This is a genomic window from Variovorax sp. GW822-FHT04E09 (assembly GCF_058800845.1).
In genome coordinates this window covers 113029-127756 of the sequence record NZ_JBXAMR010000008.1, presented here as the reverse complement: position 1 = coordinate 127756, position 14728 = coordinate 113029, and the positions used below count along the sequence as shown (strand labels likewise).

Below are 14728 nucleotides of genomic sequence, written 5' to 3'. Positions count from 1 at the left end.
CTTTCAGCCGCCTGCGCGCTTGACCGTGTGGCCCTGCTTCACGAGGGCGGCGATGACCACCTCGCGGTGATCGCCCTGGATCTCCACGGTGCCATCCTTCACCGTGCCGCCCGTGCCGCAGGCCGCTTTCAGCTGCTTGCCCACGGCCGCCAGCGCCGCCGCGTCGAGCGGCAGGCCCTTGACCACGGTCACGCCCTTGCCCTTTCGGCCCTTGGTCTCGTGCGATACGCGGACAATGCCGTCCGTGGCCGCCGTGCGGGCCTTCGCGAGTTCCTTGCAGCGGCATTGCGCCATCGGGGCGCCGCAGTCGGGGCACATGCGCCCGCCCGCCTCGGTGGAGTACACCAGCGTGCTGCCGGTGCGGCTGTTCTTCATCGTTCCCATTCGATCCGTCTTTCTTTCGATCTCTCTCTTTTTCCCGGTGCCCGTTCCATGCCATTCGATACCCTGGGCCTGACCCCCGCGCTCGCGCAAGCGGCCGCCGCGAGCGGCTTTGCCGCGCCGACCGCCATCCAGGCGGCGGCCATCCCTGCCATTTTGCAGGGCCGCGACCTGCGGGGCTCGGCACAGACCGGCTCCGGCAAGACGGCCGCATTTTCCCTGCCGCTGCTGCAGCGCCTGGCCGCGGAGCCCGCCTCGTCGGCGTCGCGCCGGCTGCGCGCGCTGGTGCTCGTGCCCACGCGCGAACTCGCGGCCCAAGTGGGCGAGACGCTGGAAGACTTCGCGCGGCACCTGCCCGAGCGCCTGAAGATCGTCGTCGCGGTCGGCGGCGTCTCGATCAACCCGCAGATGATGCGGCTGCGCGGCGGCGCCGACATCGTGGTCGCCACGCCCGGCCGGCTGCTCGACCTGGTCGAGCACAACGCGCTCGCGCTCGACGCCGTGTCGACGCTCGTGCTCGACGAGGCCGATCGCCTGTTCGACCTGGGCTTTGCCGAGGAGCTCCAGCGCATCCTGGCGCTGTTGCCCGCGCGGCGCCAGAACCTGCTCTTTTCGGCCACCTTCCCGATCGCCATCCAGGCGCTGGCCGACGACATGCTGCACGACCCGGCGCTGGTCGACGTGCAGGGCGAGCCCGGCACCCGCCCCGACATCGTGCAGCGCGCCATCGAGGTCGACGCCGCCCGCCGCACCCAGCTGCTGCGCCAGCTGCTGAAGGACAACGAAGGCACCTGGGACCGCGTGCTGGTGTTCGTCGCCACGCAGCACGCCGCGCAGACCGTGGCCGAGAAGCTGTACCGCAACGGCATCTACGCCGTGCCCTTCCACGGCGACATCGCGCAGGGCACGCGCCGCGACATCCTGGCGCAGTTCAAGCAGAGCCGCTGGGACGTGGTGATCGCCACCGACCTGGCGGCGCGCGGCCTGGACATCGCGCAGCTGCCCGTGGTCATCAACTACGACCTGCCGCGTTCGCCCACCGACTACATCCACCGCATCGGCCGCACCGGCCGCGCGGGCGCGAGCGGGCTGGCGATCAGCTTCGTGAGCCCGGCCACCGAGGCGCACTTCCGCCTGATCGAGAAGCGCCAGGGCCAGCGCGTGCCGCGCGAGCGCATCGCGGGCTTCGAGCCGACCGAGGCGGCACCGGTGGTGGTCGACACCTCGGGCAACGGCGGGATCAAGGGCGCGCGGCCGAGCAAGAAGGACAAGCTGCGCGCGGCCGCGGCGCTGGCCGCGCAGGCGGGCGGTGGGGAGGACGCGGACTGACGCGCGTCAGGCGTCAGCCGGCATGAAAGGATGCCGGCGGGTGCTTTGCCAGTTCTGCAAGCAGCAAGGTCCAGGCCCGTGTCCCTTGCTGGATCGACGCCAGCCGGAAGAACTCGTTCGGCGCATGCACGTCTTCATCGGGCAGGTTGAAGCCGAACATCAGCGTGTCGATGCCCAGCATCTCCTTGAAGATCGATGTGACCGGCACGCTCGCGCCGAGCCGCACGTGAACGGGGCGCCGGCCGCTCTCGCGTTCGAGCACCGCTTCGGCTGCGCGCACCAGCGGGTGGTCCGGCGCGAGGGTGGAGGCGGGCGAGCCGTCGTTCAGGGCCACCACGTCGAGCGTGCAGCCGGGCGGGCAGTGCCGCTGCAGGTGGCGCAGCACCGCGTGGATCACGGCGCGCGGGTCCTGCCCCGCGACCACGCGCGTGGTGAGCTTGGCCTGCGCCTCGCAGGGCACGATGGTCTTGCCGCCGCCGCCCGTGTAGCCGCCCCACAGGCCGTTCACGTCGAGCGCGGGCCGCAGCGTGATGCGCTCGCGGGCGGTGTATTCGGGCTCGCCGTGCGCGCCGGCGCCGACATCAGAAAAGAACGCGGCTTCGTCGTAAGGGAACGCCGCGGTATCGGCACGCTGCCTGGCGCTGAGTGGCAGCACGCCCTCGTAGAAGCCTTCGACCGCCACGCCGCCATCCGCGTGGTGCAGCGATGCGACCAGCCGCGCCATCTCGTGCAGCGCGTTGCGCACGCCGCCGCCGTAGCGGCCTGAATGCAAGTCCTTGTGCGCGGTGCGTAACCGCACCTCGAGCTGCGAGTTGCCGCGCGCACCGGTGTTGATCGTCGGCACCTGCGCGCTCGCGCGCCCGCCGTCGGCTGACAGCACCGCATCGGCCTGCAGCAGCGCCCGGTGGCGCTCGACGAGGGTTCGCAGCGAGGGGCTGCCTGTTTCCTCCTCGCCCTCGAGGAACACCTTGATGTTCACCGGGCACCGGCCCTGCACCGCGAGGAACGAGGCGATCACCTCGAGTGCGATGGTGGTCGAGCCCTTCACGTCGGAGGTGCCTCGGCCGTAGAGCCGGCCGTCCACTTCCGTGGGCTCGAACGGCGGCGTGCGCCACTGCTCGACGGGATCGGCCGGCTGTACGTCGTAGTGGCCGTAGACCATCAGCGTGGGTTGGCCGGGCGCGCCGTTCCATTCGCCGTACACGGCGGGCTCGCCGTCGCCGTCGAGCAGGCGCACGCCGGCCAGGCCGATCTGCTGCAGCCGCTCGACGAGGAAGCGCCGCGCCTCGTGCATGCCGGGCGCGAAGGCCGGGTCGGCGCTCACGCTCGGGATGCGCAGGAAGTCCTTGAGCCAGGCCACGATCTGCGGCTGGCGGGCGTCGAGGTGGTCGATGACGTGTTGTTCGTTCATGGAGGGAGGAGTGAATGCGGTGGGTTCGTCAGTACAGCGGCGGGAACACGTCCGGCCCCCACAGCGTGTCGCACTTGTGCGTGTGCTCGAACGCGTTGCTCGATGTCTTGACGGCGGGGTAGGTGAACTCCATCAGCGCGCGGCCCGACGGCCCCATGGAGCGCGGCCAGCGCGTCGTGACGTTGCGGCCGTCGCCGTTCGGGTCGCCGTGCTTCGCGAAGTTGAGGAGGTACGCCACCATCTGCGCCGACAGCGCCTTGCGCTGTGCGGTGGTGGTTGCGTCGGGCGTGGCGCTGCCCGGGTCGAAGTACGGGTACGTGGGCAGCGCGTCGACCGTGCCGGTCAGGTAGTAGCTGTCCATGCCGTGCGCGGTGCCGTAGAAGAAGGCCGTGGGGCTCGTTGGAAACGACAGCTGCGGATCGGTCATTTCCCAGCCGTACACCGGCACCCACGCGGCGAGCGCATCGCGCCGCGCGCTGTTGCCGCAGGCGTACATCGCGTCGCCCATGGCGCGCGCGATGCCTTGCGCCGGCACGGCGTAGTTGCCGATCGGGTAGGCCGCCTCGATGGCCGTGGTGTCGTAGCCGGCCGGCGCGAGCCCGCGCAGGTACAGTGGGTAGTAGGTGGCGCTCAGCTTCGTGTCGACGAACAGCGTGCCCTCGTCGTGCACGCCGCCGATCATCACGGGCACCTGGTTGAAGTTGCCGGTCGCGAAGGCGCGTGCGGGCACCTGCGTGAGGACCTGCGCGTCCACGGTGGGCCGCCACTTGAGCCCGCCCTGGGCCAGCAGCGCCGACACCGGCAGCGCGCGCAGGCAAGCGACCACGTCGGCGGCGCCGCTGCATCCGAGGTTCTGCACGGCGGTGTCGCCGACAGCGAGCGAGGTGTCCATGCTCGGGTTCGAGTACTCGGCCGCGCCGCCGCTTTGCATCACCGCGCGCTGGAACAGCCCCTTGGCCTTCGGCGACTGCAGCAGCGAGAAGCTCTGCGTCGCGCCTGCCGAGGTGCCCCATAGCGTGACGTTGCCTGCATCGCCGCCGAAGGCCGCGATGTTCTTCTGCACCCAGCCGAGCGCGGCCAGCTGGTCCATCACCGCGAAGTTGCCGAGGCTGCCGTCCTTGTTGGCCGCGCGCAGTGCCTTGTTCGCGAGGTAGCCGAGCGCGCCGAGCCGGTAGTTGAGGCTGACGACGACCACGCCGCGGCTCGCCAGCGGGCTCGGGCCCATCTCGCCCGAACCCAGCGTGAACGCGCCGCCGTGGATGTAGAAGATCACCGGCAGCTTGTCGCCGGGCTTCGTGCCTGCGGGCTTCCACACGTTGAGATAGAGGCAGTCTTCGGCGATCGATGACGACACCGCGCCGGGGGCTTGCGGGCACGCATTGCCGAAGGCCCTGGCCTGCAGCGTGGCCGCGTGTGCGGCCGGCGGTTGCGGCGGTGCCCAGCGCAACGCGCCCACCGGCGGCTGCGCGTAGGGAATGCCGAGGAACGACACCGTGTCCGCGCCGGCGCTGCCCGCGACCTTGCCCTCGGTGGTGACCGCGACCGTGAGGTCGTCCGGTGCCGGCGCGGGTGCCACCGGTGCGGGGCTTGCGGCCGGTGGCAGCGCGATGCCGCCGAAACCGGTGCTGCCGCCACCGCCGCCGCACGCCGAGAGCGACAGCGCGATCGTCAGCGCCAGGCCGTTGATGTGTCTCGTCTTCATGAATGCACCTCTTGTTCTTGCGTAGAGCGGGCGCTCAGGGCGACTCGTAGCCGATGGCCTTGACGAGGTCGCGGTAGCGCGCGATCTCGGCGGCGTAGAACTGCTCTCCGGCCTCCAGGCTCATCGGCTCGAAGACGGTCTTGGCCTGTGACTCCAGCTGTGCGCGCGCCTGCGGGTTCTTCAGCGCGGCGGCGATCGCGGCGTTGAGCCGTTCGGCCACCGGCCGCGGCGTGCCCTTGCGCACCACGTACGAGGTCCAGATGCTGAAGTCGAAGTCCTTCATGTCTTTGCTCTGCGCGCTGGTCTGCACCGTGTCGAACGGCGCGGGCAGCCGCTTGCCGGGCGACAGCGAACCGATCACGCGCAGGCGGCCCTGCTTCACGTAGTCGGCATAGAAGGCCTGGTAGGGCATGAACGCGAAGTCGATCTGCCCGCCGATCAGGTCCTGCAGGAGGGGTGCGCCGCCCTTGTAGGGCACGTGCGTGGCAGGCGCGCCGGTGCGTTTCGTGAAGAGCTCGCCGAGCAGGTGATACAGCGTGCCGGCGCCCGGCGTGCCGTAGCTCAGCGGTGCGTCCTTGCGCGAGCGCGCCAGCGCCACGAACTCATCGAGCGAGTGCGCCGGCAGCTGGTTGTTGACCATCAGCACCAGCGGCGAGGTGGCCACCGGCGCGATCCACTGGAAGTCCTCGGGCTTGTAGCGCGTGCTCTTGTTCACCAGCCCCGACAGGATCAGCTCGTTGGGCGAGCCCTGGAACAGAAAGTGGCCGTCGGCCGGCGCCGCCAGCACCTTGCCCGCGGCGATGGCGCCGCTCGCGCCACCGAGGTTCTCGACGATCACCTGCCCGCCGAGCGCCTTGCCGACCAGGTCGTTCAGGACCCGCGCGGTGAAGTCGCTGGCGGCGCCCGCCGGGTAGGGAACCATCATCGTGACGACCTTCGAGGGGTAGGGCCCCTGCGCTTGTGGCTGCGCCATCGCCGCCGTGCCGCAGCCTAGAAAAGCCAGCGCGCAAAGCCATTGACCGAACCGCTTCATGGGGAAATTCCTTGGTCCAAAGTAGTACGCGATGGATGCTAGGAATCGCATGAATATCTGTCCAATGCATTGTTTTTGTCATTACCATGAGCTCGCCTCATGCGTATGACAAAGAGCGGCCCGCCATGAACCTCCAGCAACTCGACCACCTGCTCGCGCTCGCCGAAACCGGCTCCTTCAGCCGCGCGTCCGAGAAGGTGCACCTGACGCAGCCGGCGCTCAGCCGCAGCATCCAGATGCTCGAGCAGGAGCTCGGCATGCAGCTCGTCGACCGCATCGGCAAGCGCAACGAGCTCACGCCGTTCGGCGCCATGGTGCTGGCGCGCGCCAAGCGCATCTCGATGGAGACGCATGAGCTCAAGCGCGCCGCCGCGCTGCTGGCCGACGGGCAGGCCGGTTCGGTGCGGCTGGGGCTCGGTGCCGCACCGGGCGCCCTGTTCTCATCGCCGTTGCTGATCCACATGCTGCGCCACCACCCACGTGTGGGCCTGCAGCTGCACGGCGGCGGGCCCGACCTGCAACTGGCGGCACTGCGCGCGCGCACGCTCGATGCGCTGGTGCTCACCTACCGCGCGGTGTCACCGCGGGAAGACCTGCACATCGACGTGCTGCCCACGCTGCGCTCCGGCTTCGTCTGCCGACGCGGCCATCCGCTGCTTGCGAAGGGCCGCGGCACGCCGGTGGGCTTCGACGACCTCGTGCGCTACCCGGTGGTCTCGACGATGGTCAGCGACGACGTGGCGCGCATTCTGGTCGAGCGTTACGGCAGCGACGCGAGCCCGCAGCGCTGGCTGCATGTGTCGTCGGAAGACATCGGCGCGCTGATCGATGCCGTGCGCAACACCGACGCGATCTTCCTGGGCGTGCTCGCGGCCACCCGCGCGCTGCAGGAGAGCGGCGAACTGGCCGAGTTGAAGGTGGCGCCCGCGGCGGGGCTCAGTGCGCAGCTCGCCTTCGTCACACTCGAAGGCCGCACCGAGGCCCCTGCGCTGCGGTTGGTGCGCGATTTCTGCGTCGGGCTCGCGCAGGCCGGTGCCGATCCATCCGCGGCGCCATCGACCTGATCTGCCCGCGCAGCGATTCGAACCGGCGCCGGGACCACCGCCGTTGCAGGCTATGCGTGCTGCTTGCCGAGCAAGTTCGCCATCAGGTCCACCGGCAGCGGAAACACGATGGTCGTGTTCTTGTCCGCGCCGATCACCGTGAGCGTTTCCAGGTAGCGCAACTGGATCGCCTGCGGCTCCTGCGCCAGCACGCGCGCGGCCTGGAACAGCTTCTCGGACGCCTGCAGTTCGCCCTCGGCATGGATCACCTTGGCGCGGCGTTCGCGTTCCGCCTCGGCCTGCCGTGCGATGGCGCGGATCATGGATTCGGTGAGGTCGATCTGCTTGATCTCGACGTTCGACACCTTGATGCCCCATGAGGCCGTCTGCACGTCCAGCGATTCGCGCACATCCAGGTTGAGCTTTTCGCGCTCGGCCAGCATGTCGTCCAGCTGGTGCTTGCCGAGCACCGAGCGCAGCGTGGTCTGGGCCAGCTGGCTGGTCGCGTTGAAGAAGTCCTTGACCTCGATGATGGCCTTGGCCGCATCGACGATGCGGAAGTAGACGACCGCGCTGACCTTCACCGACACGTTGTCGCGCGAGATCACATCCTGCGTCGGCACTTCGAGCACCACGGTGCGCAGGTCGACGCGCACCACCTGCTGGATGGCCGGGATCACGAACACCAGTCCGGGCCCTGCCACCTTCGAGAAGCGCCCCAGGGTGAACACGATGCCGCGCTCGTACTCCCGGAAGATCCAAATCGCCGAAAAGAGCAGCGCCGCCAGCAGGACCAGGGCGACGGCGCCGATGCCATAAGTGAAAGAGAGCATGGTGATCTCCCGCGACCCAGCAAAGGTGCTGGACGGTTGGACCCCCGCTGCGCAGCAGCGTTCCTGCCGGGCCGAAATGAAGGTCGCTACACCCACCCCAGCTGCCGCGCCGCCAGCTCCTTCATGATCTCCTCGGCCCCGCCGCCGATCATCATCACCTTGACCTCGCGGTAGACGCGCTCGCTCACGGTGCCGCGCATGAAGCCCATGCCGCCGAGGATCTGCACCGCCTGGTCGGCGCAGAACTGCATGGTCTGCGTGGCGTGGTTCTTGAGCAGGCAGACCTGCGCCACCCACTCGGGCGCGTTGATGCGGCCCGCCGCCTCGTGCGCGTCGCCCTCGGCGGACACGGCCTCGAGCCAGGCCTCGGTCGAGGCGATGCGCATCTGCATGTCGACCAGCTTGTGGCGCACGGCCTGGTGTTCGATGAGCGCGGCGCCGAAGGTCTTGCGCTCGCGCGACCAGGCCAGCGCCTCGTCGAGGCAGGCCTGCGCGAAGCCCAGCGCGCCGGCCGCGAGCCCGACGCGCTCGCCGTTGAAGTTGCCCATGACCATGCGGAACCCGCCGCCTTCTTCGCCCAGCAGGTAGCGCGCGGGCACGCGCACGTTGTCGAAGTGCAGCGTGGCGGTGTCGGAGCACAGCCAGCCCATCTTCGCGAGCCGCGTGTGCGAAAGGCCGGGCGCGTCGCCCGGCACCAGCAGCATCGAGAGCCCGCCCGCGCCGCGGCCTTCGCCGGTGCGCACGGCCACGGTGATCCAGTCGGCGCGCATGCCCGAGGTGATGAAGGTCTTCTCGCCGTTGAGCACGTAGTGATCGCCATCACGCTTCGCCGTCGTGCGCACTGCGGCCACGTCGGAGCCGCCACCGGGTTCGGTGATCGCAAGCGCGGCGATTTGCTCGCCGCGCAGCACGCCCGGCACGACCTCTCGCTGTACCGCGTCGCTCGCATGCAGCACCACGGGCGGCAGGCCGATATTGTGCGAGAACAGGCTCGCGAGCACGCCGCCGCTCTGGCCGTGGCGCGCGAGCGCGACCCAGGCCGGCAGCTTGAGCGCATACGAGGCGGGCGTGCCGCCGAGTGCTTCCGGGTAGCCCAGGCCCAGCAGGCCCAGCTCGGCCGCGCGGGTGTACAGCGCGCGCGGAAATTCGCCGGCCTCGTCCCAGGCCTGCACGTTCGGTGCGATCTCGGTCTGGGCGAAGCGGCGCACCGTGTCGGCGAGCGCCGCACGGTCGGCCTGCAGTTCAGCGTCCATGCCGGTCAGCCGCGCGGCGGGCGCTTGGCGATGCCCATGGTCTTGGCGAGGATGCCGAGCATCACCTCGTCGGCGCCGCCGCCGATCGAGCCCAGGCGGCCGTCGCGGTACAGGCGCGCCACGCGGTTCTCCAGCGTGAAGCCCATGCCGCCCCAGAACTGCAGGCAGGTGTCGGCCACCTGGCGCGTGAGGCGGCCGGTCTTGAGCTTGGCCATCGACGCGAGCTCGAGCACGTCCTCGCCCTTCACGTGCAGGTCGCAGGCGCGGTAGGTGAGGGCGCGCAGCGCCTCCACCTCGGTCTTCAGTTCGGCCAGCTTGAACTGCACCCACTGCTGGTCGGCCAGCGTGGCGCCGAACATCTGGCGCTGCTGCGCCCATTCGATGGTCTGCGAGATGCAGTCGTCCATCGGCGCGAGCGAGCTGGCCGCGCACCACAGGCGCTCTTCCTGGAACTGCTGCATCTGGTAGACGAAGCCCTGGCCCTCTTCGCCGATGCGGTAGCGCTGCGGCACGCGCACGTTGTCGAAGTAGATGAGGCCGGTGTCGCTCGAGTCCATGCCGATCTTGCGGATCTTCTTGGCCTTCTCGATGCCGGGCAGGTTCATCGGCACCATCACGAGCGACTTGTTGCGATGCACCGGGCCCTCGCTGGTGTTGACCAGCATGCACATCCAGTCGGCCTGCAGGCTGTTGGTGATCCACATCTTCTGGCCGGTGATGAGGTAGTCGTCGCCGTCCTTCTTCGCATAGGTCTTCAGGCCCGCCACGTCGCTGCCCGCGCCGGGCTCGCTCACGCCGATGCAGCCGACCGTGTCGCCTGCGATGGCGGGCACCAGGAACTCGCGGCGCAGTTCGTCGCTGCCGAAGCGCGCGAGCGCGGGCGTGCACATATCGGTCTGCACGCCGATGGCCATCGGCACGCCGCCGCAGCTGATGTGGCCCAGCCCTTCGGCGAAGGCCATCGCGAACGAGTAGTCGAGCCCGGCGCCGCCAAAGGCTTCGGGCTTGTTCAGGCCCAGCAGGCCGAGGTTGCCGAGCTTCTTGAAGACCTCGTGCGCGGGAAAGATCTCGGCCTCTTCCCATTCGTCGACGCGGGGGTTGATCTCCTCGTCGATGAACCGGCGCAGGGTGTTCTGCATCTCGAGGTGTTCATGGGTGTACTGCATCACTGGTCTCCGTTCGTTCGCTCGTTACTTGTCCTGGAACACGCGCGGTGTCTGCGCGAGGTGAAAGCCGTCGTAGGGCCGCACCGCGGGGCGCTGCTGCGCCTGCGCGTCGGGCAGCGCCATCGGCCAGCCCATGCGCGCCTGCGGGCGCGCGCCGTCCACGCGCAGCACGGTGCCGCTGATGAAGGCGGCGGCCGGGCCCAGCAGGAAGGCGATGGCGGCGGAGGTCTCGGCCTCGTTGCCGAAGCGGCCGGCCGGCACGGTCTTGCGCATGGCGCGCAGCATGTCGCCGGCCTCGGGCGGGTAGTGGTCCATGCCGCTGGAGGCGATGTAGCCCGGCGCCACGGCGTTCACGCGCACGCCGCTCACGGCCCATTCGGCGGCGGCGGTCTCGGTGAAGCTCACCATGCCGGCGCGCGCGGCGCCGCTGTGGCCCATGTTCGGCATCGACCCCCAGATGTCGGCCACGATGTTGACGATGGCGCCGCCGTTCGCCTGCATGCTCTGCAGGTAGCACTCGCGCGCCACCAGGAAGCCGCCCGTGAGGTTGGTGTGGATCACCGCCTCCCAGCCCTTGGCCGAGATGGCGGCCAGCGGCGTGATGTACTGGCCGCCCGCGTTGTTGACCAGCCCGTCGATGCGCCCGTGCGCCGCGACGATGGCTTTCACGGCCTCGCGCACGGCGTCTTCCTGGCGGATGTCGAAGGCCTGCGTGCTGGCCTGGCCGCCTGCGGCCTCGATCTCGGCGCGCACCGCGTCGAGCTTCTCGGGCTTGCGCCCGACCAGCACCACGTGGGCGCCGAGCGAGGCCAGCTCGTGCGCGGTGCAGCGGCCGATGCCCGAGCCGCCGCCGGTGACGACGATGCATTGCCCGGCGAACAGGCCGGGCGCGAAGACGGAGCGGTAGTGGGATGCGTTCATTCGACAGGTTCTCGAAAAAGGGGAGGGGCCTTCAGGCCTCGGCGATCTCGGCCACGATGTGGCGCGCGGCCACCTGCGTGCCCACGGCCACGTGCAGCGCCGCGACGCGGCCCGCGCGCGGTGCGCAGTGCACGTGTTCCATCTTCATGGCTTCGAGCGTGACCAGCGGCTGGCCTGCCGAGACGGTGTCGCCCTCGGCAGCGAGCAGCGCGACCACGCGGCCGTTCATCGACGCGCGCAGCAGGCCGTCGCCGCCGCCCGCGTCGGCGCGCGGAACGGCCACGTGCGTGAGGTCGTCGAGGCGGTGGGCGCGGCCGTCGAAGTGGAGGTCCGTGCGTTGGCCGCGCCGCACCACCCATGCCTGTGCGGCCACGCCGTTGCAGGCGAAGCGCACCGGCCCGTCGTCCGGCAGCGCCAGCAGCGCCAGCAGCGCCAGCGTGGCCGGTGCGGTGTCGTCCAGCACGACCTCGAAGTGCGCGGCGCCGCGCGGCGTCACGCGCGCCGTGTGCACGGCACCGTCGAGCGCAAAGCGCAGGGCGTTGGGCAGCGTGTGTGCCAGCGGCGAGGGCCAGCCGCGTGCGCCGGTCTGCAGCAGCAGGGCCGCGAGCAGGGCGGCGCGCGTGTCGGCTGCCGCGTCGGCGGCGAGCAGCGCGTCGAGGTGGTCGCCGATGAAGGCGGTGGTCGCTCCGCCGCTCGCGAACACCGGGTGCGCGAGCGCGCGCTGCAGCAGCGCCTGGTTGGTCGGCAGGCCGAGCGCCACCGTGTCGCGCAGGCCGGCGAGCAGCCGCTGTCGCGCCTCGTCGCGCGTGCGGCCTGACGCGATGAGCTTGGCGATCATCGAGTCGTAGAAGGGCGGCACTTCGGCGCCGTCGCGCAATGCGTGTTCGGTGCGCAGCGCGGGCGACGGGCGCCACGCCGTGAGCGCGCCGCTCTGTGGCAGGAAGCCCTGCTGCGGGTCTTCAGCACACAGCCGCACCTCGATCGCATGGCCGGTGATGCGCACGTCGTCCTGCGTGAGCGGCAGCGGCTCGCCGGCCGCCACGCGCAGCTGCAGCTCGACGAGGTCCAGCCCCGTCACCGCTTCGGTCACCGGATGCTCCACCTGCAGCCGCGTGTTCATTTCCATGAACCAGTACCGGCCCTGCGCGTCGAGCAGAAACTCGAGCGTGCCCGCGCCTTCGTAGGCGATGGCCTTGGCGGCGGCCACGGCGGTGGCGCCCATGCGCGCGCGCAGCGCGGCATCGACGGCCGGGGAGGGCGCTTCCTCGATCACCTTCTGGTGGCGCCGCTGCACCGAGCAGTCGCGCTCGCCGAGGTGGATCGCGTGGCCGTGGCGGTCGGCAAACACCTGGATCTCGATGTGGCGCGGCGCGACGATGGCGCGCTCCAAAATCACGGTGGCGTCGCCGAAGGCATGCAGCGCCTCGGACTGCGCGCTCTGCAGTTGCTCGGCGAAGGCGCCGGCCGCGGTCACGAGCCGCATGCCGCGCCCGCCGCCGCCGGCCGTGGCCTTGATCATCACGGGCCAGCCGATGCGCTCGGCCTCGGCGGCCAGCGTGGCGGTGCTTTGATCGTCGCCCTGGTAGCCTGGAATGCACGGCACGCCGGCCGCCTGCATGAGCCGCTTGGCGCCGGCCTTGTCGCCCATCGCGACGATGGCTTCGGGCGATGGCCCGATGAAGACCAGCCCCGCGTCGCGGCAGGCCTGTGCGAACGCGGCGTTCTCGGCGAGGAAGCCGTAGCCCGGGTGCACCGCGTCGGCGCCGCTGGCGCGGGCCGCGGCAATGATCGCGTCGATGTTCAGGTAGCTCTGCGCGGGCAGCGGCTCGCCGATGCACACGGCCTCGTCGGCCTGGCGCACGTGCTCGGCGTCTGCGTCGGCGCAGGAGTACACGGCGACCGTGCGGTAGCCCATGGCGCGCGCGGTGCGCATCACGCGCACGGCGATCTCGCCGCGGTTGGCGATCAGGATCTTGTGAAAGGTGCTCATGGCCGTGCCACCGAAAACTGCATGGGTTGCGGCGCACGCGCCTCGGCGTCGCGGCAGATCGACAGCGCCTCGGCCAGCACGGCGCGCGTGTCGCGCGGGTCGATCACGCCGTCGTCCAGCAGCAGCGCGCTGGTGGTGAAGACGCTCATCTGGCGCTCGAAGCGCTCGACGATCTGGCGTTGCATCGCGTCGATCTTGTCGCGATCGACAGCACCCTTGCGCGCCATGCCGGCCTCCATCACGATGGCCATGGTCTGCGCCGCCTGCTCGCCGCCCATCACGGCGGTGCGTGCGTTGGGCCAGCTGAAGCAGAAGCGCGGCGCGAAGCCGCGACCGCACATGCCGTAGTTGCCCGCGCCGTACGAGGCGCCGCAGTGCAGCGTGATCTGCGGTACGTTGGCGCTGGTCACGGCCTGGATCATCTTGGCGCCGTGCTTGATGATGCCGGCCTCCTCGTGCGCGCGGCCCACCATGTAGCCCGTGATGTTCTGCAGGTAGACGATCGGCGTGCGCGACTGGCAGCAAGCCTGGATGAAGTGCGTAGCCTTGGTGGCGCCGTCGGAATCGATGGGGCCGTTGTTGGTGATGATGCCCACCGCGTGGCCTTCCAGGCGGATGTGGCCGCAGACCGTGGCGCTGCCGTAGTGCTCGCTGAAGGCCAGGAACTCCGAGCCGTCGGCGATGCGCGCGATGACCTCGCGCATGTCCACCGGCCGTCGGCCGTCGGCGGGCATGAGGCCCATCAGCTCTTCGGCGTCGTGGCGCGGCGGTGCGAAGGTGCGCGGCGTTTCGTCGCGCGCCCAGTCGATGCCGCCGAGGATGGCGCGCGCGATGCGCAGCGCGTCGCGGTCGTCCTCGGCCAGGTAGTCGCCCAGGCCCGAGATGTGGGTGTGCATGACGGCGCCGCCCAGTTCTTCCTCGGTGGCGATCTCGCCGGTGGCGGCCTTCAGCAGCGGCGGCCCGGCCAGGAAGGCCCGCGTGCGGTCGCGCACCATCACGATGTAGTCCGACAGGCCCGTCTGGTAGGCGCCGCCCGCGGTCGACGAGCCGTGCGTCACCGTCACCACCGGCAGCCCCGCGGCCGAGAGCCGCGCGAGGTTGCGGAAGATGTTGCCGCCGCGCACGAAGTCCTGCACGCGGTACTGCATGAGGTTGGCGCCGGCGCTTTCCACCAGCTGGATGAAGGGCAGCTTGTTCTCCAGCGCGATCTCGTGCAGGCGCAGCTGCTTGTCCAGGCCCATGGGCTGCAGCGCGCCGGCGTCGATGCCGGAGTCGGAGGCGCTGATCATGCAGCGCACGCCCGCCACGCGCCCGATGCCGGCGATCAGGCCGCCGCCGGGCACGCTTTTCGAAAGGTCGGAGTTGTCCTGGCCCAGGCCCGCCAGCGTGGCCAGCGGCAGGAAGGGCGCGCCGGTGTCCAGCAGCAGCGCGAGGCGTTCGCGCGGCAGCAGCTGGCCGCGCTTGGCGAAGCGCTCGGCCGAGGCGCTGGAGGCGGCCACGGCGCGGGCTTCGTGGGACCGGACCTGGTCCAGCAGCGAGAGCATGCTGGCGCGGTTGGCCTGGTAGGCGTCTCCGGCGGTGTGCAGCCGGGATTCGAGGAAGGGCATGGGGGTCTGTGCGGTGCGCGCGTGTCGTTTCGCACAGACTTTAGGAGGCGGGCCCCCGG

General features: G+C 70.5%; 12 protein-coding genes. 2 read left to right on the top strand and 10 right to left on the bottom strand.

Annotated features, from left to right (window positions below):
• Positions 1-3 precede the first annotated feature (3 nt).
• A complete protein-coding gene (locus tag AC1RL8_RS26745) occupies positions 4-384 on the bottom strand; it encodes a translation initiation factor Sui1 (protein WP_062472780.1) in 381 nt (126 codons plus the stop codon).
• A 48-nt stretch (positions 385-432) separates the two neighbouring features.
• Between AC1RL8_RS26745 and AC1RL8_RS26740 the strand changes: the two genes are divergently transcribed.
• Positions 433-1710 carry a DEAD/DEAH box helicase gene (locus tag AC1RL8_RS26740; protein WP_492686627.1) on the top strand — a complete coding sequence of 426 codons (1278 nt, stop codon included), beginning with the start codon at positions 433-435 and terminating at the stop codon, positions 1708-1710.
• Between the two features lie 13 nt (positions 1711-1723).
• Here the strand turns inward: AC1RL8_RS26740 and AC1RL8_RS26735 are convergent, their stop codons facing one another.
• The 3 genes from AC1RL8_RS26735 to AC1RL8_RS26725 are packed head-to-tail and all read right to left on the bottom strand — an operon-like array spanning position 1724 to position 5856.
• Positions 1724-3121: a dipeptidase gene (locus AC1RL8_RS26735; RefSeq protein WP_492686628.1), complete on the bottom strand. Its 1398-nt coding sequence runs from the start codon at positions 3119-3121 to the stop codon at positions 1724-1726.
• A 28-nt stretch (positions 3122-3149) separates the two neighbouring features.
• A complete protein-coding gene (locus tag AC1RL8_RS26730; RefSeq protein WP_492686629.1) occupies positions 3150-4823 on the bottom strand; it encodes a carboxylesterase/lipase family protein in 1674 nt (557 codons plus the stop codon).
• A 34-nt stretch (positions 4824-4857) separates the two neighbouring features.
• Positions 4858-5856 (bottom strand): Bug family tripartite tricarboxylate transporter substrate binding protein, encoded by a 999-nt coding sequence (locus AC1RL8_RS26725; RefSeq protein WP_492686630.1) that lies wholly within the window; start codon positions 5854-5856, stop codon positions 4858-4860.
• A 125-nt stretch (positions 5857-5981) separates the two neighbouring features.
• Here AC1RL8_RS26725 and AC1RL8_RS26720 point away from each other — a divergent pair, with 125 nt between their 5' ends.
• On the top strand, positions 5982-6920 hold the full coding sequence (locus tag AC1RL8_RS26720; protein WP_492686631.1) for a LysR family transcriptional regulator: 939 nt from the start codon (positions 5982-5984) through the stop codon (positions 6918-6920).
• Positions 6921-6970: 50 nt separating this feature from the next.
• On the opposite strand, the gene AC1RL8_RS26715 is transcribed toward AC1RL8_RS26720, so the two are convergent.
• From AC1RL8_RS26715 to AC1RL8_RS26690, 6 genes are all read right to left on the bottom strand, one after another.
• Entirely contained in the window at positions 6971-7732 is a 762-nt protein-coding gene (locus AC1RL8_RS26715) for a slipin family protein (RefSeq protein WP_492686632.1), read from the bottom strand.
• An 86-nt stretch (positions 7733-7818) separates the two neighbouring features.
• The gene (locus AC1RL8_RS26710) at positions 7819-8985 is read right to left on the bottom strand and encodes an acyl-CoA dehydrogenase family protein (RefSeq protein ID WP_492686633.1); all 1167 of its coding nucleotides are present in this window, start codon (positions 8983-8985) and stop codon (positions 7819-7821) included.
• Positions 8986-8990: 5 nt separating this feature from the next.
• Positions 8991-10151 (bottom strand): acyl-CoA dehydrogenase family protein, encoded by a 1161-nt coding sequence (locus tag AC1RL8_RS26705; protein WP_492686634.1) that lies wholly within the window; start codon positions 10149-10151, stop codon positions 8991-8993.
• Between the two features lie 24 nt (positions 10152-10175).
• Positions 10176-11072 carry an SDR family NAD(P)-dependent oxidoreductase gene (locus AC1RL8_RS26700; protein WP_492686635.1) on the bottom strand — a complete coding sequence of 299 codons (897 nt, stop codon included), beginning with the start codon at positions 11070-11072 and terminating at the stop codon, positions 10176-10178.
• Positions 11073-11103: 31 nt separating this feature from the next.
• Positions 11104-13062: an acetyl/propionyl/methylcrotonyl-CoA carboxylase subunit alpha gene (locus AC1RL8_RS26695; RefSeq protein ID WP_492686636.1), complete on the bottom strand. Its 1959-nt coding sequence runs from the start codon at positions 13060-13062 to the stop codon at positions 11104-11106.
• On the bottom strand, positions 13059-14669 hold the full coding sequence (locus AC1RL8_RS26690) for an acyl-CoA carboxylase subunit beta (RefSeq protein ID WP_492686637.1): 1611 nt from the start codon (positions 14667-14669) through the stop codon (positions 13059-13061). Before AC1RL8_RS26690 ends, AC1RL8_RS26695 begins: the two co-directional genes overlap by 4 nt.
• Between the last annotated feature and the right edge of the window lie 59 nt (positions 14670-14728).

Bases quoted from the DNA above. Each gene is read 5' to 3' on its own strand.
- AC1RL8_RS26700 (WP_492686635.1), bottom strand. From the start codon at position 11,072: ATGAACGCATCCCACTACCGCTCCGTCTTCGCGCCCGGCCTGTTCGCC.
- AC1RL8_RS26725 (WP_492686630.1), bottom strand. From the start codon at position 5,856: ATGAAGCGGTTCGGTCAATGGCTTTGCGCGCTGGCTTTTCTAGGCTGC.
- AC1RL8_RS26690 (WP_492686637.1), bottom strand. From the start codon at position 14,669: ATGCCCTTCCTCGAATCCCGGCTGCACACCGCCGGAGACGCCTACCAG.
- AC1RL8_RS26720 (WP_492686631.1), top strand. From the start codon at position 5,982: ATGAACCTCCAGCAACTCGACCACCTGCTCGCGCTCGCCGAAACCGGC.
- AC1RL8_RS26730 (WP_492686629.1), bottom strand. From the start codon at position 4,823: ATGAAGACGAGACACATCAACGGCCTGGCGCTGACGATCGCGCTGTCG.
- AC1RL8_RS26735 (WP_492686628.1), bottom strand. From the start codon at position 3,121: ATGAACGAACAACACGTCATCGACCACCTCGACGCCCGCCAGCCGCAG.
- AC1RL8_RS26710 (WP_492686633.1), bottom strand. From the start codon at position 8,985: ATGGACGCTGAACTGCAGGCCGACCGTGCGGCGCTCGCCGACACGGTG.
- AC1RL8_RS26705 (WP_492686634.1), bottom strand. From the start codon at position 10,151: ATGCAGTACACCCATGAACACCTCGAGATGCAGAACACCCTGCGCCGG.
- AC1RL8_RS26740 (WP_492686627.1), top strand. From the start codon at position 433: ATGCCATTCGATACCCTGGGCCTGACCCCCGCGCTCGCGCAAGCGGCC.
- AC1RL8_RS26715 (WP_492686632.1), bottom strand. From the start codon at position 7,732: ATGCTCTCTTTCACTTATGGCATCGGCGCCGTCGCCCTGGTCCTGCTG.
- AC1RL8_RS26695 (WP_492686636.1), bottom strand. From the start codon at position 13,062: ATGAGCACCTTTCACAAGATCCTGATCGCCAACCGCGGCGAGATCGCC.
- AC1RL8_RS26745 (WP_062472780.1), bottom strand. From the start codon at position 384: ATGGGAACGATGAAGAACAGCCGCACCGGCAGCACGCTGGTGTACTCC.